Annotated in this window: 20 protein-coding genes; 9 read left to right on the forward strand and 11 right to left on the reverse strand. The window is 40.5% G+C overall.

Features of this window, described 5'->3' with window-relative positions; translation table 11 throughout:
* Positions 1-25: 25 nt before the first annotated feature.
* Positions 26-1,429, reverse strand: coding sequence for a tetratricopeptide repeat protein (locus M1D52_RS24600; RefSeq protein ID WP_013664628.1), 1,404 nt, complete (start codon positions 1,427-1,429; stop codon positions 26-28).
* Positions 1,430-1,845: 416 nt separating this feature from the next.
* On the opposite strand from M1D52_RS24600, the gene amaB reads away from it, so the two are divergent.
* Entirely contained in the window at positions 1,846-3,354 is a 1,509-nt protein-coding gene (amaB, locus tag M1D52_RS24605; protein WP_437394145.1) for an L-piperidine-6-carboxylate dehydrogenase, read from the forward strand.
* A gap of 67 nt (positions 3,355-3,421) precedes the next feature.
* Positions 3,422-4,303, forward strand: a complete 882-nt coding sequence (locus tag M1D52_RS24610; RefSeq protein ID WP_013664626.1) for a bestrophin family protein — start codon at positions 3,422-3,424, stop codon at positions 4,301-4,303.
* On the opposite strand, the gene M1D52_RS24615 is transcribed toward M1D52_RS24610, so the two are convergent.
* The 3 genes from M1D52_RS24615 to M1D52_RS24625 all read right to left on the reverse strand — a co-directional run bounded on the left by M1D52_RS24615 (position 4,300) and on the right by M1D52_RS24625 (position 7,388).
* Positions 4,300-4,995 carry a response regulator transcription factor gene (locus tag M1D52_RS24615; RefSeq protein ID WP_013664625.1) on the reverse strand — a complete coding sequence of 232 codons (696 nt, stop codon included), beginning with the start codon at positions 4,993-4,995 and terminating at the stop codon, positions 4,300-4,302. The genes M1D52_RS24610 and M1D52_RS24615 overlap by 4 nt on opposite strands.
* Before the next feature lie 11 nt (positions 4,996-5,006).
* Positions 5,007-6,809, reverse strand: a complete 1,803-nt coding sequence (locus tag M1D52_RS24620; RefSeq protein ID WP_041387153.1) for a sensor histidine kinase — start codon at positions 6,807-6,809, stop codon at positions 5,007-5,009.
* A 213-nt stretch (positions 6,810-7,022) separates the two neighbouring features.
* Positions 7,023-7,388 (reverse strand): DUF3127 domain-containing protein, encoded by a 366-nt coding sequence (locus M1D52_RS24625; RefSeq protein WP_013664623.1) that lies wholly within the window; start codon positions 7,386-7,388, stop codon positions 7,023-7,025.
* Positions 7,389-7,461: 73 nt separating this feature from the next.
* Here M1D52_RS24625 and M1D52_RS24630 point away from each other — a divergent pair, with 73 nt between their 5' ends.
* The 3 genes from M1D52_RS24630 to M1D52_RS24640 are packed head-to-tail and all read left to right on the forward strand — an operon-like array spanning position 7,462 to position 9,636.
* A complete protein-coding gene (locus M1D52_RS24630) occupies positions 7,462-8,637 on the forward strand; it encodes a THUMP domain-containing class I SAM-dependent RNA methyltransferase (protein ID WP_437394144.1) in 1,176 nt (391 codons plus the stop codon).
* On the forward strand, positions 8,600-8,989 hold the full coding sequence (locus M1D52_RS24635; protein ID WP_013664621.1) for a cupin domain-containing protein: 390 nt from the start codon (positions 8,600-8,602) through the stop codon (positions 8,987-8,989). The genes M1D52_RS24630 and M1D52_RS24635 overlap by 38 nt, the downstream gene beginning before the upstream one ends.
* Positions 8,986-9,636, forward strand: a complete 651-nt coding sequence (locus M1D52_RS24640) for an HD domain-containing protein (RefSeq protein ID WP_437394142.1) — start codon at positions 8,986-8,988, stop codon at positions 9,634-9,636. The genes M1D52_RS24635 and M1D52_RS24640 overlap by 4 nt, the downstream gene beginning before the upstream one ends.
* Before the next feature lie 59 nt (positions 9,637-9,695).
* Here the strand turns inward: M1D52_RS24640 and rplS are convergent, their stop codons facing one another.
* The 4 genes from rplS to M1D52_RS24660 form a co-directional block, all read right to left on the reverse strand.
* Complete coding sequence (gene rplS / locus M1D52_RS24645; protein ID WP_013664619.1) at positions 9,696-10,043, reverse strand: 50S ribosomal protein L19; 348 nt, start codon at positions 10,041-10,043, stop codon at positions 9,696-9,698.
* Between the two features lie 122 nt (positions 10,044-10,165).
* Positions 10,166-10,843, reverse strand: a complete 678-nt coding sequence (gene trmD, locus M1D52_RS24650; protein ID WP_041388015.1) for a tRNA (guanosine(37)-N1)-methyltransferase TrmD — start codon at positions 10,841-10,843, stop codon at positions 10,166-10,168.
* A 5-nt stretch (positions 10,844-10,848) separates the two neighbouring features.
* On the reverse strand, positions 10,849-11,373 hold the full coding sequence (gene rimM / locus M1D52_RS24655; RefSeq protein ID WP_437394141.1) for a ribosome maturation factor RimM: 525 nt from the start codon (positions 11,371-11,373) through the stop codon (positions 10,849-10,851).
* Between the two features lie 121 nt (positions 11,374-11,494).
* Complete coding sequence (locus M1D52_RS24660) at positions 11,495-12,025, reverse strand: 30S ribosomal protein S16 (RefSeq protein WP_013664616.1); 531 nt, start codon at positions 12,023-12,025, stop codon at positions 11,495-11,497.
* Positions 12,026-12,497: 472 nt separating this feature from the next.
* On the opposite strand from M1D52_RS24660, the gene M1D52_RS24665 reads away from it, so the two are divergent.
* Positions 12,498-14,675 (forward strand): bifunctional alpha,alpha-trehalose-phosphate synthase (UDP-forming)/trehalose-phosphatase, encoded by a 2,178-nt coding sequence (locus M1D52_RS24665; RefSeq protein WP_130854612.1) that lies wholly within the window; start codon positions 12,498-12,500, stop codon positions 14,673-14,675.
* Positions 14,676-14,680: 5 nt separating this feature from the next.
* Here the strand turns inward: M1D52_RS24665 and M1D52_RS24670 are convergent, their stop codons facing one another.
* The 3 genes from M1D52_RS24670 to mqnB all read right to left on the reverse strand — a co-directional run bounded on the left by M1D52_RS24670 (position 14,681) and on the right by mqnB (position 18,128).
* On the reverse strand, positions 14,681-16,474 hold the full coding sequence (locus M1D52_RS24670; RefSeq protein ID WP_130854613.1) for a glycoside hydrolase family 15 protein: 1,794 nt from the start codon (positions 16,472-16,474) through the stop codon (positions 14,681-14,683).
* A gap of 75 nt (positions 16,475-16,549) precedes the next feature.
* Positions 16,550-17,407, reverse strand: a complete 858-nt coding sequence (locus tag M1D52_RS24675; RefSeq protein WP_130854614.1) for a 1,4-dihydroxy-6-naphthoate synthase — start codon at positions 17,405-17,407, stop codon at positions 16,550-16,552.
* A 106-nt stretch (positions 17,408-17,513) separates the two neighbouring features.
* Complete coding sequence (mqnB, locus tag M1D52_RS24680) at positions 17,514-18,128, reverse strand: futalosine hydrolase (RefSeq protein ID WP_437394140.1); 615 nt, start codon at positions 18,126-18,128, stop codon at positions 17,514-17,516.
* Positions 18,129-18,220: 92 nt separating this feature from the next.
* Between mqnB and M1D52_RS24685 the strand changes: the two genes are divergently transcribed.
* The 3 genes from M1D52_RS24685 to fabD are packed head-to-tail and all read left to right on the forward strand — an operon-like array spanning position 18,221 to position 20,234.
* The gene (locus M1D52_RS24685) at positions 18,221-18,634 is read left to right on the forward strand and encodes a 6-pyruvoyl trahydropterin synthase family protein (RefSeq protein WP_130854615.1); all 414 of its coding nucleotides are present in this window, start codon (positions 18,221-18,223) and stop codon (positions 18,632-18,634) included.
* 5 nt (positions 18,635-18,639) lie between these two features.
* Positions 18,640-19,296, forward strand: coding sequence for a GTP cyclohydrolase I FolE (gene folE, locus M1D52_RS24690; RefSeq protein WP_013664609.1), 657 nt, complete (start codon positions 18,640-18,642; stop codon positions 19,294-19,296).
* 50 nt (positions 19,297-19,346) lie between these two features.
* The gene (gene fabD, locus M1D52_RS24695; protein ID WP_013664608.1) at positions 19,347-20,234 is read left to right on the forward strand and encodes an ACP S-malonyltransferase; all 888 of its coding nucleotides are present in this window, start codon (positions 19,347-19,349) and stop codon (positions 20,232-20,234) included.
* The last annotated feature ends 37 nt before the right edge of the window (positions 20,235-20,271 follow it).

Below are 20,271 nucleotides of genomic sequence, written 5' to 3' on the forward strand. Positions count from 1 at the left end.
CTTTCATGTTGATAAAATGTAATTGTTACTTGGTAAACTTGTTGATAATTTCTAGAATCACCTTATTATCTTGTAGTTGGGGGAGATATTCAAATAGTATGTGATATTTTTCGGGATCCGCCGTCAGGGCCAATTCCAGAAAATTCAGCGCTTCTGTATATTTTCCTGCAGCAAACATATAAGCCACCATTCTATAATATAACTCAGGAGCATCGGGGTTGTTCTTTATAGCTTCTGATATTACTTCAATAGCGGTTGTAAGTTTTTCTTGCTCATATAAAATCGATGAATAGTCAAGCCAAGCTTCCGTATCAAGCGGATTCAATTCCACCACCTTTTCATAAGCAGCCTCGGCCTCCGCGATTTGCTTTAACTTATAGCGGGCATCAGCTATTGCAAACCAATATTCCGGATTTTGATCATCAATATCCAACGCTTTTTTGTAAAAATGTAAGGATTCAAAGTAGCGTTCTTCGTAATCAAGCGTCACACCAATTCCAAACCAACCATCTCCAAGCTTCGGATCAATTTTCACTGCCTTTTTATAATACGACCTTGCTTCATCCATTTGTTCCAACTTCTCATAACATTCTCCAATAGCGCAGTAGGTCTCCGCACTAGGCGGCTCGTACTCAAAGGTCTCCTTATAAACATCGATCGCCTCGGCATATCGATCTAAATTTACCAATGCATTTCCTTTGTTGAAATAAGCCGAGGCAAAATTTTCCTTAATCAATATCGCATAATCATAGGCATCGATCGCCTTTTCATACAAACTTAATTTATGATATGCGTTTCCAAGGTTATACCAGGCAGCATAGGAATATGGTTCATTATCAATGTATTGAAGATAAAACCCGATACTTTCCTCTTGCCGATCTAAAACATCATAGCAGAAAGCCAGTTCATATAATGCTTCCTGGTTCTCCATATTATGCTCAAGGCTCTTTTTTAGGTATTTGATCGCTTGCTCATAGTCGCCTTTATTTTGAAAAAGCATAGCCATTTGCAAGAATATCTCGTCCGGATTCTCTGTTAGAGACAGCGCTTTCTCCAGGTTTGCAATAGCCTCTTCGTATCGATCTATTGTTCCAAGAATCCCGCCACGAATAAGATATATATCGGGTTCAGAAGCTTCCAATAACTCAGCTTTGTCTAGCGCCTTTAATGCTAAATCCAATTGATTGGTCACAGAGTATAGTTGCGCTTGCTTGATATAAAAAATGGCGGCAAAGGGGTGCTGGTTAACCGCGTAATCAACTACTTGAAGAGCTTTTACGGGATCATTCTTCTCCATATAATAATCGATGATTCCCTCAAATGCTTGGGCGTCAAAAAAGTATTGATCCTCATTACGGATCATCTCTTCGTAACGTTCTACCGAAAACTTTGGGTCTTCAGAGAATTCAAAATCAAAATCGTCTTCCATCGCAATTAAAATAATTAGTAGTTCTTTATCTTTGCCCCTCCACGTATCACATAAAACAGAACCAGACTCCAGACGGAATCTTTATTAACGTTCAATCATAATGCCAATATGTACAAAAACGAACAGCTTAGCTAATACACTTGCTGATGAAATAATGCCTTCAAATTACTGTTAAAACTCTTATTCTAAGAATTTAGTTTTCCACAAACAAACAAATAAAAACCCAAGGCTTTGTCTCATAAGCTTTTACAATTTTGTTTTTTGAAGTACTTTGTTAATAACATTCACCAGCGGCAATCTCTTGGAGGATTAAACAACCCCTACTAACCTTTGTATCTATATATACAAATATACATATTTTTCCGGAATTTTACTTTAGGTTTGTATAGCATACATTCAATTGAAAAGGCATTTTTATGAAAGCGATTCATATTTCCTCGATTTTAGAACGACTTTGTATTCAAAATGTTAGCGGCACCTCGCCTTCTATAACGAGTTTCTCCCCCGTGGATGGCAAAGCTATCGCTGCTGTCCCGATAACCACTCGTGTAGATTATGAAGCATTAGTCGGAAAGGCCGGCGTCGCTTTTTCACAGTGGAAACAGGTTCCTGCACCTAAAAGAGGAGAAATTGTCCGTCAGATTGGCGATGCGCTACGGCTTCATAAACAAGATCTTGGAAGGCTCGTTTCCTACGAAATGGGAAAAAGCCTACAAGAAGGTTTGGGAGAAGTGCAGGAAATGATTGACATTTGCGACTTTGCGGTTGGCTTGAGCCGGCAATTGTATGGATTAACGACCCAATCAGAACGTCCGGCTCATCGAATGTTCGAACAATGGCTTCCATTGGGTATCGTTGGCATTATTTCGGCCTTTAACTTCCCGGTTGCTGTTTGGAGCTGGAATGCCGCAATTGCGTGGGTTTGCGGCAATGTTTGTCTTTGGAAACCGTCTGAAAAAACGCCCATAACTGCTTTAGCCTGTCAAAAAATCGTATCTGAAATATTTAATAGGAATGACCTACCTCAAGAGATTTCTTGCCTTATTCAGGGTGACGCCGAGTTAGGTAAACAGATGGCATCAGATCCACGTATTCCGCTCCTTTCCGCAACGGGCTCAACACGTATGGGAAAATCGGTTGCCCAAGCTGTAGCTGCTCGGTTGGGCAGAACCATCCTTGAACTCGGCGGTAATAACGCTATCATTATTACAGCGCATGCGGATACGAAAACCGCTTTATTAGCCAGTGTTTTTGGCGCTGTTGGAACTGCAGGGCAACGTTGCACCACCACTCGTAGACTCATCATTCATGAGTCCATTTATGAATCCTTTAAAGTCCAATTGGTTGATGCATACAAACAGTTAAAGATAGGAAATCCGCTAGACGAAGCGAATCATGTCGGCCCATTAATTGACGAGGCCGCTGTCAACTCCTATCTTGAAGCCATTAAACGATGTAAACAGGAGGGAGGTAAGTTCATTGTAGAAGGGGGCGTTTTGAAAGGAGACGGGTATCCTTCGCCTTGTTATGTTAAACCATGTATTGCGGAAGTTGAACCACATTACAAAATCGTTCAACAAGAAACCTTTGCCCCTATTTTATATGTGATGAAGTACAAAGATTTAGAAGAAGCAATCGCTATACAAAATAATGTTCCGCAGGGTCTTTCTTCTGCAATTATGACACTCAATTTACGAGAAGCAGAGCATTTTCTATCTATTAACGGCTCCGATTGCGGCATTGCTAACGTCAATATCGGCACATCGGGCGCCGAAATCGGGGGTGCCTTTGGAGGTGAAAAAGAAACGGGTGGAGGACGAGAGTCCGGGTCTGACGCCTGGAAGGCTTATATGAGAAGACAGACCAATACCATCAACTATTCGGACAAGCTTCCATTGGCTCAAGGAATTACCTTTAATTTATAGCATTTACCATCCGATGAAATTTTAATCTTCTTTTTTTAGATTTACACGCACAATTTCATTTCTAGCAATGATTATTTACAATCCAAAAGACTGGCTGCATGCCGTTTTATCTTTTCACCGTTCTGAAACTATAAAAAAATTATATCCCTATCTTATTTTAATGGCGATTTATGCCTGGGCGATTGCTTATCTCGAAATAGAATACCTTAAATTGTCTGAGAAAAGCTGGCTGCGAAATATTCCTTCTATGCACAGTTTGCTTGGATTTGTCCTATCGATCTTACTGGTATTCAGAACGAACACAGCATATGATCGTTGGTGGGAGGGGAGAAAGTTATGGGGGCAGTTAACGAATAATAGCAGAAACCTTGCATTGCGAATTGAAAGTCTTTTGCCCGAGGGTGATAAGGGAAACCGAAGCTTCTATAAAAAGAGTATACCCTTATTTGCAAGCACACTTCGAGAGCATTTACAGTCCAGTCAAACACGTTTCATGTTAGACGAAAAAGATCACCCGGAGTTCAACCACCTAGATGAAAACAAGCATGGCCCTAATCAGGTGGCTGCTATGATCTTTAAAAGAACGGATACATTGTACAGAGAAGGCGTTATCAGCGGAGACCAATTAATAATATTAAATGCCGAGCTTTTGTCCTTTACGGATATATGTGGCGCCTGTGAACGAATAAAAAACACGCCGATACCCTTCACCTATACCTCTTTTATCAAAAAGTTTATTTCAATTTATGTACTAACCTTACCGTATGGCTTTGTGTTTTCACTCGGATACTTTGTCGTACCGGCCGTTGTTTTTGCTTTTTATGTATTAACATCACTCGAGCTTATCGCCGAAGAAATTGAAGACCCTTTTGGCACGGATGTCAATGACTTACCCTTAGAAAAAATGACAGATAATATCCGAAAACATGTTGGGGAGCTTATTCATTAGCCCACTAATAACTTATATCCTTTCCCGTGTACATTCACAATTTCTACCTTCGGGTCTTCTTTAAGGTATTTTCTAAGTTTACTTAAAAAGACGTCCATGCTACGACCATTAAAATAATTGTCGTCATGCCAAATTTTTATCAGGGCTTCTTCCCGTGTAAGCACGTCATTTTTCTTTAAACAGAGCATCCTTAAGAGCTCCGCCTCTTTAGTAGATAATTTCTGTTGTTGGCCATGGCGGCTAATCAATTGGGCTGTATAGTCGAAGTTATATTCCCCTAATTTGAATTTAACCGGAAGTTCCTCCTCAACACCCCTTTCCTGGAAGGAACTTCTTTTCAATAGGGCATTAATTCTCAATAACAATTCTTCTACTCGAAATGGTTTTGTAATATAATCGTCACCTCCTAAATTGAAGGCTTCGGTTTTATCCTCCATCATACCTTTAGCGGTAGCAAAAATGATGGGTACGCTTTCGTTCACTTTTCGAATTTCTTTCCCGAGTGAAAAGCCATCCTTTTTCGGCATCATCACATCTAAGATACACAGGTCGAACTCTTCTTTGCTAAAGGTGCGCAAAGCCTCCTCTCCATCCTGGCATAGTTTAACATCAAATTTACCCTTTAGTTCTAGGTAATCCTTTAGTATTTCGCCCAAATTCGGGTCGTCTTCCGCTAATAAAATTTTCCGCATACCGTATGAGATTAGTTCTTTATAGTAGGTAAAATCAATTCGAACTCCGTTCCTTTATTCTTCTCACTTTTCACCTTTACCGTTCCCTTCATTCGTTTAATAATATCATGTACGTAGCTCAGTCCAAGACCGAAACCTTTAACATCATGTAGATTTCCGGTGGATACTCGATAGAATTGATCAAAAATTTTAGACAGTTGGTCCCTACTCATGCCGATACCCTTATCTGCTACGATAATATGGAGATGGTTACCGACATTTTTAGTTCTAATCGTAATTTCAGGAATATCCTTACTGTACTTTATAGCATTATCTATAAGGTTAAAGATAACATTCGATAAATGGAATTCATCACCATACAAAATGGGATTAGCCGCCTCAATTTGCATATCTACCTGTGCGTCCCGCTTTTTTAGTTGTAAATCCATGCTATCAACAACTGCCGCCACCAAATCATTAAGATTCAATTCCTGCTTATCAAGCTTCAGATCGCCTTTATCAATTTTGGCAATATTCAACACCCTTTCTATATGATTTCCTAGCCGGACATTTTCGTCATAAATAATGCTGGCAAGCTTGTCTACGCGTTTAGCGTCCGTAATAATTTCCGGATCCTTTAACGATTCGCTGGCAATCATAATAGTGGCAACGGGCGTTTTAAACTCATGTGTCATATTGTTTATAAAATCCGTTTTCATCTCCGAAATTTTCTTCTGTCGCAAGATGATAAAAATCGTATAAGTAAAACATCCGATCAAAACAAGCAGTAATGCCGCCGACGACCCAAGCATGACGCCCATACTACCTAACAACAAAGAGGTCCTGCTCGGAAAATTAATTGCCAACTTTCCTGAAGACTTAATCATGCTATTTGGAAATAGAAGCGTGGCATAGGAGTTCTTTAGGTCAAAATTACCGTTAAAAGATGCCATCTGAAAAAGAACAGAATCATCGCTTCCCTCGGTTATCACCATATTAAAAGGTAGGTTTATCTTTCGATGCAACAGCTCTTCCTTTAGCTCTGCTTCGATATAGGAGGGGTTTATACGCTTCTTTAATGGCTGCTTTGCCAATTCAAAGTCATTTGCCAAATTTTCAATAACCGAAGTTGCCGGTTGCTGCGCATTCGACATATAAGAATCGAAGAACTGGGTGGCTTGCCGAATCTTCTCCTGTTCTTCATAGCGTTTAATCTGCTCATCTAATTGACGATCTCTTGGCGGAGGCAGCACCACGACAGCAAATTCATTGGCATAATCGTCCAAAATCACGTATCGTACACTATCGTCCTTGGCCTTTTTGGGATTGGTAACAGATCGCTCGGCATATATCTCCATGCTATTATTCTGATAAATACCTGATGCGCTCTGCTTCAGTGATACTTTTACCAATCTTTTCAACTTGGGATCACGCATATAGGTTTCATAGAACCAATTTGGTATGAGCGTAGCACTTGGAAACTGTCGTTTTAGCTCCGACTCCAACTCACGATATTCAGCTTCCATTTGGCGTTGGCGCCTGCGCATACGTTCAACAACGGCTTTTGTCTGCCACTCTTCCTCTATCTCCCGTTGCTGCTTTTCCCGAAGCTGTTTGTTACGAATATTTTTTGCTTCTTGAGCCTCTATAAAATCAATAGCTTCCTTTTTCTCTGCTTTCAGCACAACCGTATTTAATGCGGCATTAACGGCCTCATCAAACAATTGCGCTTTAAGATTATAAGATTGATGAATGAAATAATATTGCATCGCTATTACACCCAAAAGGGCAAATAGCATTAACCCGATAATCAGCCCTATACTTTTACGCCTCATATACACAAAAATACGCAAGCACTTGCTTTTCAGACTTCTTTTAACAATTTTTAACACACCAAGCTTGAGGCCAATGACCAAAACATGCCACGAAGTATTAAAAATTTCAGTATTTAAGAAACGTGTGAAGAACCTGTCTGATGTTTTTAATAGATATCTTAAAAAAAAGAGCAAGCTATAGAAGTAGCTTGCTCTTTTTTCTTAGAAAGACTTTTAGAAGGGTAGATCATCGTCGTCTCCAGGGGCAGAGGAGATGTCTACAGGCGGTACATACTGAGGGGTTGCGCCTGCACCTTCCGGTGCAACCTTATTAACCCGCCACGCAACCAAAGAATTAAAATAGGTTGTAACACCGTCTTTATTAGTCCACGGTCTCCCTCTTAAATTAAAAGAAACCTCTATATCTTCGCCGGGAGCCAGGTTATCAAAAAGATTAACCCGATCTTGCGTAGCTTCAAATCTTATATATTCTACAAACTGCGGGTTTTCAGCATACTGAACGATCAGATCTCTTTTTTTAAAGGAATCCGTAACCTGCTGTACCGCACCAACTTCATGTACCTTGCCTTTTATTTCCATAACATTAAAACGATATAAATTGTAAAATTAAGGATTTTTGGCGACAATAATCAGTAACTTCGCACAATAAGCTATGCAAGTTTTCAACACTCCTCAAAAAGTTATCATTACCTGCAATAAAAGATTGTCACCTTATTTGCAGCAAGAAGTCAAAGCACTCGGTTTTTCCATTAAAAGAGCTTTTAGTACCGGCGTCGAAATCAGCGCAAGTATGAACGACTGTATTACGCTCAATCTCAATTTGCATTGTGCGAGTCAAGTGCTATATTCGATCAGCTCTTTCATAGCCGCTGATGCCGCTCAGCTTTACAGCGAAATAAAGAAAATTGCCTGGGAAGATTTGATCGACTTTAATGGATATTTTTCCGTTACATCTACCGTTAATAACGAAACGATTACAACCCCATTATTTGCCAACCTGAAGGTAAAGGACGCTATCGTTGATCGTATTAAAGAAAAGAAGGGTGTCCGCCCCAATTCGGGAGCGGAACTTAATAAAGCTGTTGTTCACCTCTTTTGGCAAGAAAGCAAGGCAGATCTATACTTAGATACTTCCGGTGAAACCTTAGCCAAACATGGCTATCGCAAGCATCCCGGGAAAGCCCCCATGTTAGAGGCCTTAGCCAGCGGCGTGTTGTTTGCTACGGAATGGGACAAAAAATCACCGTTTATTAATCCGATGTGCGGATCAGGGACACTAGCCATAGAAGCTGCGCTCCATGCAACCAACAGAAAACCTGGCCTATTTCGCATGAATTATGCTTTTATGCATTTCTTGGGCTATGATGAGCAGGTATTTTTCGCTGCAAGGAGAGCGCTAAAAGAAAAAATCATCAAACCAACGGATTTAAAAATCATTGCTTCCGATATTTCGCAAGAAGCCGTGGAAATAGCAAAGGCTAATGCCAAAACGGCCGGCGTAGATCAGCTAATTACATTCGAAGTTTGTGATTTTGCACAAACGACCGTGCCCTCTTCCTCCGGCGTTATTGTTTTTAATCCTGAGTACGGAGAACGTTTGGGTGTTCACACCAAACTCGAACACACCTATAAACGCATGGGTGATTTTATGAAACAATCATGCAAAGGTTACAATGGTTTTATCTTTACAGGAAATCCCGACCTTGCGAAAAAAATTGGGCTTCATACCTATAAACGGGTAGAGTTCTACAATGGAAAATTGGATTGCCGCTTACTGGCATACGAACTTTATGATGGAAGTAGAAGAACCCATCCTGAACATGATTAAAGCGTATATACTGTATACCGGTGCCGATGGCCACTCTCATTTTAAAGAGGGTTTCGTTACCAATGATTTAATAACCGATGTTAGGCATCTACACTTCAAAGAAACCGCCGCTAAAGCATCTTATGACTGGCATACCGCACCACGGACACAATATGTAATCACCTTGAAGGGAAGCTTGGAGTTTACCACTTCTTTGGGAAAGACATTCATACTACAAACAGGGGAGGTTTTAATCGCGACAGATACCACTGGCAAAGGGCATAAGTGGAAGCTGATCGGTACCGATCCTTGGTTAAGAGCCTATGTTGCTTTTGAGGAGAACGAACCCATCAATTTTCAAGAACACTTATGACCAACGGCATTATATTAAAAACCAAAGAATTTGTTCAATCAAAACTAAAAACGGCTGAAGCAGGTCACGATTGGTTTCATGTGGAACGTGTATGGAAAAACGCAAGGCTCATTTTAGAAAATGAAACAGCGAACATCATGGTTGTCGAGTTAGCTGCCTTACTGCATGATATAGCTGACAGCAAATTTTACGACGGCGATGAGGAATTAGGCCCCCGAATAGCCCGTTCCTTTTTAAGCTCCCTTCACCTTGAGGAGACGACGATTGCACATGTCTGCAACATTATTAAGAACATGTCCTTTAAAGCAAGCTTAGGGAAAATTGAATTTTGGTCAAAAGAATTAGAAATCGTTCAGGATGCAGATCGCTTGGATGCTATTGGTGCAATTGGTATCGCTCGTGCCTTTAATTATGGGGGATACAAAAACAGAAGCATGTACGACCCGGCCATAAAACCAAAAGAGAACCAAAGCAAAGAGGAGTATAAAAATACAACCGCTCCAACGATTAATCATTTCTACGAAAAACTCTTGCTGCTAAAGGACAAAATGAACACGGAAACGGGAAAACGTTTGGCAGAATCACGGCATCAATATATGCTAGACTTTCTTCATCAATTTTTCAATGAATGGGAGGGAAAGCAATAAAAAAAGCCTCTTGTCATTAAGAGGCTTTTTTATTTCGTGCGCAGAATGAATCGCTCTGCTTATACTCTTTTCGATTTAATACGAGCGGCCTTACCGGTTAAGCTACGCAAATAGAATAGTTTTGCTCTACGTACTTTTCCGTATGTATCAACGACAATTTTATCAATATTAGGTGAGTTTACAGGGAAAATACGTTCAACACCAATGCCATTAGACATTTTACGAACCGTAAAGGTTTCATTTGATCCTGCCCCATTTCTTTGAATAACTACCCCTTTATATACCTGTATACGCTCTTTGTTACCTTCGCGAATTTTATAGTGAACGCTAACGGTATCACCAGCTTTAAATGCAGGAACTTCATTTTTTGCTACCGCCTGCTCTTCTACAAATTTTACTAAATCCATGATTTTAAGTAATTAACAACGATTTTTAACCCGTAAAAATCGGACTGCAATATTAGCTATTTTATTTTAAAATTAAAAACCTATTTTGCTTTTTTATTTTTACTTGCTTTTGCCTTTATCAACTATTCATCCAAGAGATCAGGCCTTCTTTCGCGTGTTCTTGCCAGCGACTGTTCATATCGCCAGTTATCGATTAATGACTGATTGCCGCTCAACAGGATATCCGGAACTTTATGCCCACGCCATTCAGCAGGTCTGGTATAGACGGGTGCATCCAATAGTTCTCCCTGAAAGGAGTCAGAGAGCGCTGAAGTCTCATCCGATAGGACTCCGGGAATAAGGCGAGCAATTGCATCAACCAATACCGCAGCAGGTAATTCCCCGCCGGATAATACATAATCACCAATGGAAATTTCTTTCGTAACGTAGAGATCCCTTATTCGCTGATCAATCCCTTTGTAATGTCCACAAAGAATGATAAGGTTCTCGTGTAAAGCCAGCCCATTGGCAATCGTTTGATTTAAACGTTCCCCATCGGGGCTCATAAATATGACCTCGTCATAATTCCTTTCCCTTTGTAGCTTCTCAATGCAAGCGGCAAAAGGCTCTATCTGCATAACCATTCCGCTTCCTCCTCCATAAGGATAATCATCTACACTTTTATGTTTATTGGTAGCATAATCACGTAAATTGTGAACATAAATCTCTACCAATCCTTTTTTTTGGGCCCGTTGCAGGATAGAATGAGCAAAAGGACTTTCCAAAAGCCCCGGAAGTACGGTTATGATATCAAAGCGCATAATTATCATTCATTGTAAACATCAACCAATCCCTCGGGTAGGTCGACATGCAAAACATGTTGTTCTTCATCTATTTTCACAATAAAATCATCATTCACCGGAAACATCAGCTCCTTAAACCGATAGTGAACCACCGCGATATCCTGTTGGGGATATTCATTGATCGCTATAATCTCCCCCAATTCGCCATGATGCTCATCATACACCAAATAACCTACAAGATCGGAGGTATAGAATTCATTTTCATCCCTTTCAGGCATTTTGCTTTTAGGCAGATATACAGACTTACGCAAAAGCTCTTTTGCCGCGTCTATATGTTCCACATCTTCAAAAAAGAAATATCCGGTTTTATTAGATTGGATTTTAAAAGAATCGACAAAAAAAGGAACGAGTTTTTTCTCGATCTCTAAAAATACCGTATCGAAATCTAACTTTTTATAGTCGTCAAACGCAAAATATAGCTGGACTTCCCCCTTTAAACCCCTTGTTTTACTGATATAACCAATATAAAAACAATCCTCAATATGCATGACTCATTCCTTTGTAAATGCTAATGGAATATGTACTCTCCTGAAAAAAAGCTTGAAAAACAAAATGCCATTCTTAAGATGTTTCTTTAAGAATGGCACTTAATATTAATACGCTATTCTATTACTCAGCGCTTGTAGTTTCTTCGCTATCAGAAGCATTCTCCGGAGCCTCTTCAGAAGCAGGCTCTTCCACAGGAGCATTTTTAGCCGCTAATGCCGCTGCTCTCTCTTCTTTCTTTTTGGCTTCTGCTGCTAATGCTGCTTTTTTAACTTCCTCTTTTGATTTAGAAAGCGAGTCTTTCTTTCCTTCTATTTTCTCCTCTTTTCCTTTTAACCAATCTTGAAAGCGACTTTCAGCCGTTGCTTCATCAAAAGCACCTTTCTTTACACCGCCTAACAAATGCTTTTTGTAAAGCACGCCTTTGTAAGACAAAATAGCACGCGCGGTATCTGTAGGTTGTGCCCCTTTCGTTAACCAGTCTAAAGCCTTGTCGAAATTTAGGTCTATTGTTGCCGGATTCGTATTCGGATTGTACGAACCTAACCGTTCAATAAATTTACCATCGCGAGGTGCACGTGAGTCTGCCACTACTACATGATAAAAAGGTTTTCCCTTTTTACCGAATCTTTGCAATCTTATTTTAGTTGCCATTTGAGATAATTTATGTATTCAACATATTTCCCGGAGCTATATACTGCGGGGCTGCAAAGATAAAAAAAATTCCTATTAAAAAATAAAAAACTACAGCAATTATTTGAAGCTCTTTAAACTTATATGTATTTTAACAGCAAATATACCCAAAACACAACGATGGCTACTACAAGTACCCGACCAAAACCTCTCTTCAATTTTTCCGGCATGCCTTTGTAATAAAAAGAGAAGAGGGCAACAAACAATATCAATAAAAATGGTAAAAGCTTTTTCATTATATTGATGTCAAACCTACGGTTTATTCTTATTGTTCTCACTATAAAAGATGCACTTTAACAGGTTTCGATTACGCTCCGCCCCTAAATAAATTTTGTTATATTTAACAACTTCGTAAAAAGCACACCAAAAATTGGCCCTTTTCCAAACTGTTGATCCGTTTTTTGGTTAATAATCATAAAAAATTAAAAATATCGTGAACAAAACAATTATCGTTTCGAATAGATTACCTGTAAAGATTGTTGAAGAAAATAACGAATTGAGTTTTATTCCAAGTGAAGGAGGACTAGCTACCGGTTTGGGCTCTATTTATAAAGAGGGAAACAATATATGGATTGGATGGCCTGGAGTAGACGTTCAGGGAGAACGTGAACAACAGGAGGTTACGCAAAGACTAAAGTCGCTCAACTTAATTCCGGTATTCTTAAATAAAGAAGAAATTAAGCGCTACTATGAAGGCTTTAGCAATGAAGTCCTTTGGCCTATATTTCATTACCTGTCTACATATGCAAACTACAACTACCAAAATTGGTTAGCTTATGTTCAGGTGAACCAAAAATTTGCTGACATTATCCTACGCGAACTAAATCCCGGCGATACGGTATGGGTCCATGATTATCAGCTTTTGTTGGTACCGGGCTTAATCCGGCTGAAACAACCCGAAGTGTCCATTGCCTTTTTTAACCACATTCCTTTTCCTTCGCAGGAACTCTTTCGTTTAATACCTTGGCGAAAAGAACTATTGCGTGGGATGTTGGGGGCAGATCTACTCGGTTTCCATACCTTTGACGATGTTCGTCATTTCCTTAGCGCAGCTACACATTTGCTTCCCATCCATGCAGATGCAAATCGGCTGCGTGTAGAAAATCGTATTGTTCTGGCTGAACCTTTTCCAATGGGCATGGATAGTGAGAAATTTTCGCGATTAGGAAACGATCCGGAAGTATTAGCGCATATTCAGAATTTCAAGCAAAACTTTAATGGAAAAAAGATTATTCTATCCATCGACCGGTTAGATTACAGTAAGGGTATTATTCAACGATTAAATGCTTTCGAACTGTTACTTTCAAAAAACCCTGAATATATTGAGCAGGTTACTCTTTATATGATTGTGGTACCATCCCGCGACACCGTACCGCAATATAAACGATTAAAAGACGAGATTGACCGGCTTGTGGGCCACATTAATGCACGATTTAGAACATTCGAATGGCACCCGATTGCTTATTTTTATCATGGGTACCCAATTGAAATTATCTCTGCTTTATATAATGTTGCGGATGTATGCCTCGTCACGCCGATGCGTGATGGGATGAATTTAGTAAGCAAAGAATATGTTGCGAGCCGAAACGATAATACCGGCGTCTTAATTCTTAGTGAAATGGCGGGAGCATCAAAGGAACTTAACGATGCTTTACTGGTAAACCCAAACAATATTTCAGAAATTCGAAAGGCCTTGATAACCGCTTTAAATATGCCGAAAGCCGAAATGGAAGAAAGAATGAAAGCCATGCGAGCGGTCGTTTTCAAATTCAACATCAAACATTGGGTAAAGATTTTTATGAATCGTTTACAGGATGTCAAACAGATGCAAAAGAATTCGATGGCGAATTTAGTGAAAGCTTCTATTCGGCTTGCCATACAAGAAAGATATAAGGCAGCCCGTAATCGCCTGTTGTTATTTGACTACGATGGCACGCTTGTTGGCTTTAAAAAGGAAATCGACGAAGCTTCCCCCGACCTGGCCTTATATAATTTATTGGATGCTTTCGTTGCGGATAAAAAGAACACCTTGGTCATTATAAGCGGAAGAAAACACACCACGCTCGAACAATGGTTCGGAGCAAAAAGCTATACATTGATTGCCGAACACGGCGCTTGGAAAAAGAATAGCGTCGGCGATTGGGAGCAAGTTCCCGGACTATCCACTAACTGGAAAAGTGAAGTGCAAAAGTTGATGGAGGATTATACGGATAAAACACCAGGTTCCTTTATTGAGGAGAAAAGTTATTCGCTAGCCTGGCATTATCGCAAGGTACAGAAGGGACTAGGATCGCTTCGTGCAAACGAACTGATGGATAATCTTCAATACCACTTAAATGCCTACGGTCTTAAAATGCTTGATGGGGACAAAGTCGTAGAGGTGAAAAATGCAGACGTAAATAAAGGTCGGGCCACACTAAATCTTTTACATGACACCGATTACGATTTTATTCTAGCAATAGGTGATGATAGAACCGACGAGGACACTTTCAAAGCCCTGCCTGAAAAAGCGATTAGTATCAAGGTTGGTAGCAATGTGTCAGCAGCAAAGTATTATTTGGAAGATCAGGAAGAGGTCCGCGATTTGCTTACTTTCTTGGTAGAAACGTAACGGGATTAAGATCCCGTTACCAAAAATCGTGGTGTCCCTAATTTCACAGCAATCCTGTTAACGGCATTAATAAGCCCCACATGGCTATATGCCTGGGGGAAGTTTCCCCACTGATCGCCATTATTTGCATCAATATCTTCGCTAAACAGCAGCAGATGGTTTGCATAAGGCAACAGATTCTCGAAGGTTTCAATCGCATCTTGTGTCCTTCCTACAGAAGCCAGGGCCTCGACATACCAAAAGGCACAAATAAGAAAAGTCGATTTGGGTTTACCGAAATCATCGGCATGAAGATACCGATAGAAAAGACCATTTTCAGCTCGGAGCTCTCCTTCAAGCGCTCTTAAATGATCTCGGGCCTTTTGAGACGCCGGATCCAGATAATTCATGATAATAAGCTGCAACGTACTGGCATCCAGATGCCCACTACCTACCGCGTGCGTGTAAACTTTTCTTTGGGGATCATAACAATCTTCAATATGCTTTGAAGCCCGTAAAATCAATGCTTCTGCACGTTGTTCTAATTTTGGTTCCCGGATTTCCTTAGCAATCCGATAGGCAGCTTTAGCTCCTGCCCACTGAAAGAGATTCGTATAGCAATGGTAATTGGCAAAATTTCTAAATTCCCAAATTCCTGCATCCTTTTCGTCAATTGTTTGCTCTATTTTACCAATGATCATATCCAACCATACGGAGGAATGCCCTTTCTCTTTTCCTACGAAGCGCTTGTCTGTATACAGGGGCAGCAGTGATAATAAAACTTGGCCGTAAACATCGTTTTGCACGTGTTCATATGCTTGATTCCCTAACCGAACCGGCTTATTATCCATATAACCCGACAGATGACTCAGTTCCTCTTCGATTAATTCCTTTCGTCCCGTAATGCTATAAAGTGGTTGATACCGCCCTTCTTCATTAGCAGATATATTCGAAATAAATTCGGCATAATGTTCCATTTCTTCAAACTGACCGATACGAAGCAGTGAAGCCAACACATAATAGCTATCTCTTATCCAACAATATCGATAGTCCCAATTTCGTCCGCTGCCCGGCGACTCAGGCAAACTGGACGTGCTCGCGGCAATGAATGCACCGGTATCTTCATATTGATGAAGCTTCAAAGCCAATGCCGATCTAATAACCGCCTCCTGATAAAATGGAGGAATCGTGGTGTGTTTAATCCACGTACGCCAATAATTTATGGTTTGTCGCAGAAATGTTTCTGCCGTCTCCTCAAGAGGCGCTTCTAAGGGTTCTCCATAAGTTAATATTAAATACTTCGTGTCATGAAGTACAAAAGTACCTGGCTCAAAAAAATGGCTGATAGGAACATTGGTTGTTAACCGCATATGATCGCTGCCGCCCGTAAATTCGACATGATTACTCCCTCTATGCCGGTCCTGCGCAGTCCTTCCATAATCGGTTACCGGATAACAACGCATGCGAACACGCGGCTCCCCACTAATACGCTCTACCTTCCTAATTAACATCAATGGCTTAAAATAGCGGTCATATTGTCTAAATCGAGGAGCAAAATCGGTTACTTTATAGGTCCCCTCTTCATTAGAAATTATCGTCTCCAGAATATTGGTATTTGGAATATACCGCTGCTCCGACTGGAACTTCCCATCGGGAAGAATTGAAAATTCACCGCCTTTTTCCTTATCAAGTTTACTGCCAAAAACAAAGGTGCTATCGAAGGCCGGCCAGCATAACCAAGAAATATTCGTATTTGTTTGTACATGCGCAATGTAGGCACAATTTCCTATTATTCCACTTTGATAGGTGTGTCTATTCATTCTTTAAGTATTTTCAGTTTTAGAACAACAAAAACATGTTTCTGTTTAGGCCAACGGATCAAAAGGCATTTTTTGCTAATTTAAGAACAAGTTTTTCCGGATCGCAGGTATTAAATTTAACTGGCGTGCTTTCTCAAACATAACCTGTACGGCCTTCCTGCCTTCTTGTCCCAAATTAAGCGAGTACTTGTTAACATACAATTCAATATGCTTATACATGACCTCCTCACTCATTTCCTGCGCATGTTGACGAATAAAATCAATGCCGGAATCCGGATGTGCAAAAGCATATTCTACACTTCTTTTTAGAATACGATTGACCTTCATTTTGATATCATTCGGTATATCTCTTCTTATTACGATTCCTCCCAATGGAATGGGACATCCGGCTTCTTTTTCCCAAAAATCGCCTAGATCGAGAACCTTATGCAGCCCTTTATCTTGATAAGTAAAACGATTTTCATGAATTATTAAACCAAGGTCGACCTGCTCTTTCAATAACGCTGGTTCTATTTCGGAAAAAACGAGTATCTCTTTGTTTTGAAGCTGAGGAAAGGCTAAACCAAGCAGAAAGTTCGCCGTTGTATACTTCCCCGGTATTGCAACTTTTAAATCCGATATAACTTGTTCGTCCCTTCCCTGAAGCACTTGCTGCACCAGTTCCTCCTTTTTGCAAATAAGCAAGGGGCCGACGCCGAAACCCAGAGCACTTCCTGCGTCCAGCAAGACGTATTTTTCAAGCGCATAAGCATAGGCATGAAAACTTAGCTTGCTAATATCAAGCGTGCCATCAAATGTTTTATGGTTTAAGGATTCTACATCCTCATAAAATACATCAAAAGTTAATCCCTCCGTATCAATTTTGTGATGGATCATAGCATCAAAAATAAAAGTATCGTTGGGACAGGGAGAAAATCCAAGTGTCAAATTCATTGCTTTTCTGTTTACGTTCTATTTCATGTGAACATCCATAGCAAAAGTAGCAGAACCCGCAGCATCTTTCTTGTTTAGAATGTCATTTTATCTCAAAAGATGCTGTTTAGTTAAAATAAGAGATGAGCCAATCATTTAGATTTTTGACAGCGAGCCCGATCTGCCAATTTTCCCGATTACGCCTTTCAATATAGTTGGATATGCTTCGTATCTGTACACAAGGTAGCATTATTTGTTCGCAGGCGTAATAGAACGCTGCACCTTCCATACTTTCAACTTCCGCTTGTTGCCTTTCCAGTGCAAGCTTAATACTTTTATCATTTCCATGAACCCTGTTGACGGTTAGCCCGCTTACGCTTCTAAACCTTCCGATAAGATCTGCGGGGAAGCCCGGTATCGCCCGAAACGCAGCCTTCCCAAAACCCAGTTCATCTATCGATAAAAACTGCAGATCATCTTCTGCCCCCAATTCATAAAACAGGTCTTTTTCAATGAAAACGATGTCGCCAAGACCGATATCCCTTGAGAAAGACCCGCCAATCCCAACATTAATCGCAAAATCATAGCTTTTGTTAGGTAAGGTCTTTCCCAAGGCAAAAGCGGTAGCAACCATGCCAACACCTGTTATTAAGATATCCGGTTTTTGCTCCTTTCCTTCTAGAGATTGAATAAAGGGCCCTATCTCTGCAGCGGTTGCTGCAACTATTAAACATTTGGTCATAAGTAATAGAAAGGCAATATAATGATTTTCATCCATCAAAATCCTAAAATGTTAAAATTATTAAGCTTATCTTTGCGGGCTAATAATTGATTATGATTTATATTACTCGTAGAGAGCGTTTTAGTGCAGCCCATAAATTATACCGCGACGATTGGAGCTTGGAAGAAAACGAAGCGACCTTCGGTAAATGTAGCAATCCTAACTGGCATGGTCATAACTATGAACTATTTGTTACCATCAAGGGCGAGATAGACCCCACCACCGGGTTTGTAATGGATTTACGAATCCTTAAGACTATTATTTTGCAACACGTTGTCGAAAAGCTGGACCACCGAAACGTAAACTTGGACGTGGATTTTATGCGTGGTAAAATGGCTTCTACCGAAGTTCTTGCCGTAGAGATCTTCAACCAGCTCAAAAGCCCTATTGAGACGGCAGGCGCACAACTGCATAGTATAAAACTTCAGGAAACCGAAAACAATTCGGTGGAATATTTTGGAAACTAATAATAATGAGGAACAATCCGATGAATATTAACAATAACGAAGCCCCTTTGGATGATGAGGAGCTTGATGGTTATGTAAAAATTGATCGTTATAACACCGATAAAATTGAGAGTATAGCCAACCACTACGAAGACATTCTATCTCAACTTGGCGAAAACCCAAAACGTCAGGGCCTATTAAAGACACCCGAGCGTATTGCTAAAGCCTTGCAATACCTAACCCATGGCTATGATATCGATCCTGCTGCCATCTTAAAAAGCGCTATGTTCGAAGAAGATTATAGCCAAATGGTGGTCGTAAAAGATATAGAAGTCTATTCAATGTGTGAACATCACCTTTTACCCTTCTTCGGAAAGGCACATATTGCCTACATTCCAAAGGGACACATTGTTGGTCTCAGTAAAATCCCGCGGGTAGTAGATGCTTTTGCCCGCCGCCTGCAGGTACAAGAAAGGCTTACCAATGAAATAAGGGATTGTATTCAAGAAACATTGAATCCGGCTGGAGTTGCGGTAGTAATCGAATGCAAGCACCTGTGCATGGCTATGCGAGGTATACAAAAACAGAACTCGGTTACCACTACTTCTGCGTTTACCGGAGAATTCGCCCACGAACGCACGAGAGCTGAGTTCTTGCGGCTGATAACCGCTAGTCTAGACTAATTTGCTTTATCTTTCTTTCCTTAATTATCCATTAAAACAATCATAAACGCATGAAGAAGGCCTATTTATTCCCTGGACAAGGAGCCCAATTTGTAGGAATGGGACGGGATCTTTACGAATACAAAGAAAATACCCGTAATCTATTTGAACAGGCAAATGAACTCTTGGGATTTCGTATTACGGATATAATGTTCGAAGGAACAGAAGACGATCTTAAAAAAACGAACGTTACACAACCCGCAATTTTTTTACATTCCGTTATTCTAGCTCAAGCACTCGGCGATCAATTTGATCCACAAATGGTAGCAGGACATTCACTGGGTGAGTTTTCAGCACTTGTGGCAGCCCAAGCGCTAAGCTTTGAAGATGGTCTTATCTTAGTATCCAAAAGGGCCAACGCCATGCAGAAGGCTTGCGAGATTCAGCCTTCGACCATGGCTGCTATTTTAGGCTTGGACGATTTTACGGTCGAAGATATTTGCCAGCGCGTTAGTGACGTCGTTGTTCCTGCCAATTATAATTGTCCCGGACAATTGGTAATTTCCGGAACGATTGCGGGAGTCGATAAAGCTTGTGAACTCTTATTGCAGGCGGGCGCAAAAAGAGCGTTGAAATTAAATGTCGGAGGCGCTTTTCATTCCCCATTAATGGAAACGGCACGCGCAGAATTGCAAGAAGCCATTGAAAAAGTGTCCATCAAAGAACCGATCTGTCCGGTATATCAAAATATTGATGCCAAAGCCTATTCCGATCCTGCTAAAATTAAAGAAAATCTCATTGCGCAGTTAACCGGTGCCGTTAAGTGGACACAAACTATTGAACACATGTTAGCCGATGGGGCAACGTCTTTTACAGAAGTAGGTCCGGGAAATGTGTTACAGGGACTGGTAAAGAAGGTAAATAGGCAAGCAGAGACCGCCGCTGCTCAGCTCCCCTAAATTTACGAGAATACCGTATTCTTTCTACACCTCATAC

This window comes from Olivibacter sp. SA151 (assembly GCF_054130995.1).

Bases quoted from the DNA above. Each gene is read 5' to 3' on its own strand.
- trmD (WP_041388015.1), bottom strand. From the start codon at position 10,843: ATGCGCTTTGATATCATAACCGTACTTCCGGGGCTTTTGGAAAGTCCT.
- amaB (WP_437394145.1), top strand. From the start codon at position 1,846: ATGAAAGCGATTCATATTTCCTCGATTTTAGAACGACTTTGTATTCAA.
- M1D52_RS24600 (WP_013664628.1), bottom strand. From the start codon at position 1,429: ATGGAAGACGATTTTGATTTTGAATTCTCTGAAGACCCAAAGTTTTCG.
- M1D52_RS24610 (WP_013664626.1), top strand. From the start codon at position 3,422: ATGATTATTTACAATCCAAAAGACTGGCTGCATGCCGTTTTATCTTTT.
- M1D52_RS24630 (WP_437394144.1), top strand. From the start codon at position 7,462: ATGCAAGTTTTCAACACTCCTCAAAAAGTTATCATTACCTGCAATAAA.
- M1D52_RS24620 (WP_041387153.1), bottom strand. From the start codon at position 6,809: ATGAGGCGTAAAAGTATAGGGCTGATTATCGGGTTAATGCTATTTGCC.
- fabD (WP_013664608.1), top strand. From the start codon at position 19,347: ATGAAGAAGGCCTATTTATTCCCTGGACAAGGAGCCCAATTTGTAGGA.
- rplS (WP_013664619.1), bottom strand. From the start codon at position 10,043: ATGGATTTAGTAAAATTTGTAGAAGAGCAGGCGGTAGCAAAAAATGAA.
- M1D52_RS24675 (WP_130854614.1), bottom strand. From the start codon at position 17,407: ATGAATTTGACACTTGGATTTTCTCCCTGTCCCAACGATACTTTTATT.
- M1D52_RS24615 (WP_013664625.1), bottom strand. From the start codon at position 4,995: ATGCGGAAAATTTTATTAGCGGAAGACGACCCGAATTTGGGCGAAATA.
- M1D52_RS24625 (WP_013664623.1), bottom strand. From the start codon at position 7,388: ATGGAAATAAAAGGCAAGGTACATGAAGTTGGTGCGGTACAGCAGGTT.
- rimM (WP_437394141.1), bottom strand. From the start codon at position 11,373: ATGCATATTGAGGATTGTTTTTATATTGGTTATATCAGTAAAACAAGG.
- M1D52_RS24685 (WP_130854615.1), top strand. From the start codon at position 18,221: ATGATTTATATTACTCGTAGAGAGCGTTTTAGTGCAGCCCATAAATTA.
- M1D52_RS24640 (WP_437394142.1), top strand. From the start codon at position 8,986: ATGACCAACGGCATTATATTAAAAACCAAAGAATTTGTTCAATCAAAA.
- M1D52_RS24660 (WP_013664616.1), bottom strand. From the start codon at position 12,025: ATGGCAACTAAAATAAGATTGCAAAGATTCGGTAAAAAGGGAAAACCT.
- mqnB (WP_437394140.1), bottom strand. From the start codon at position 18,128: ATGACCAAATGTTTAATAGTTGCAGCAACCGCTGCAGAGATAGGGCCC.
- M1D52_RS24635 (WP_013664621.1), top strand. From the start codon at position 8,600: ATGATGGAAGTAGAAGAACCCATCCTGAACATGATTAAAGCGTATATA.
- M1D52_RS24670 (WP_130854613.1), bottom strand. From the start codon at position 16,474: ATGAATAGACACACCTATCAAAGTGGAATAATAGGAAATTGTGCCTAC.
- folE (WP_013664609.1), top strand. From the start codon at position 18,640: ATGAGGAACAATCCGATGAATATTAACAATAACGAAGCCCCTTTGGAT.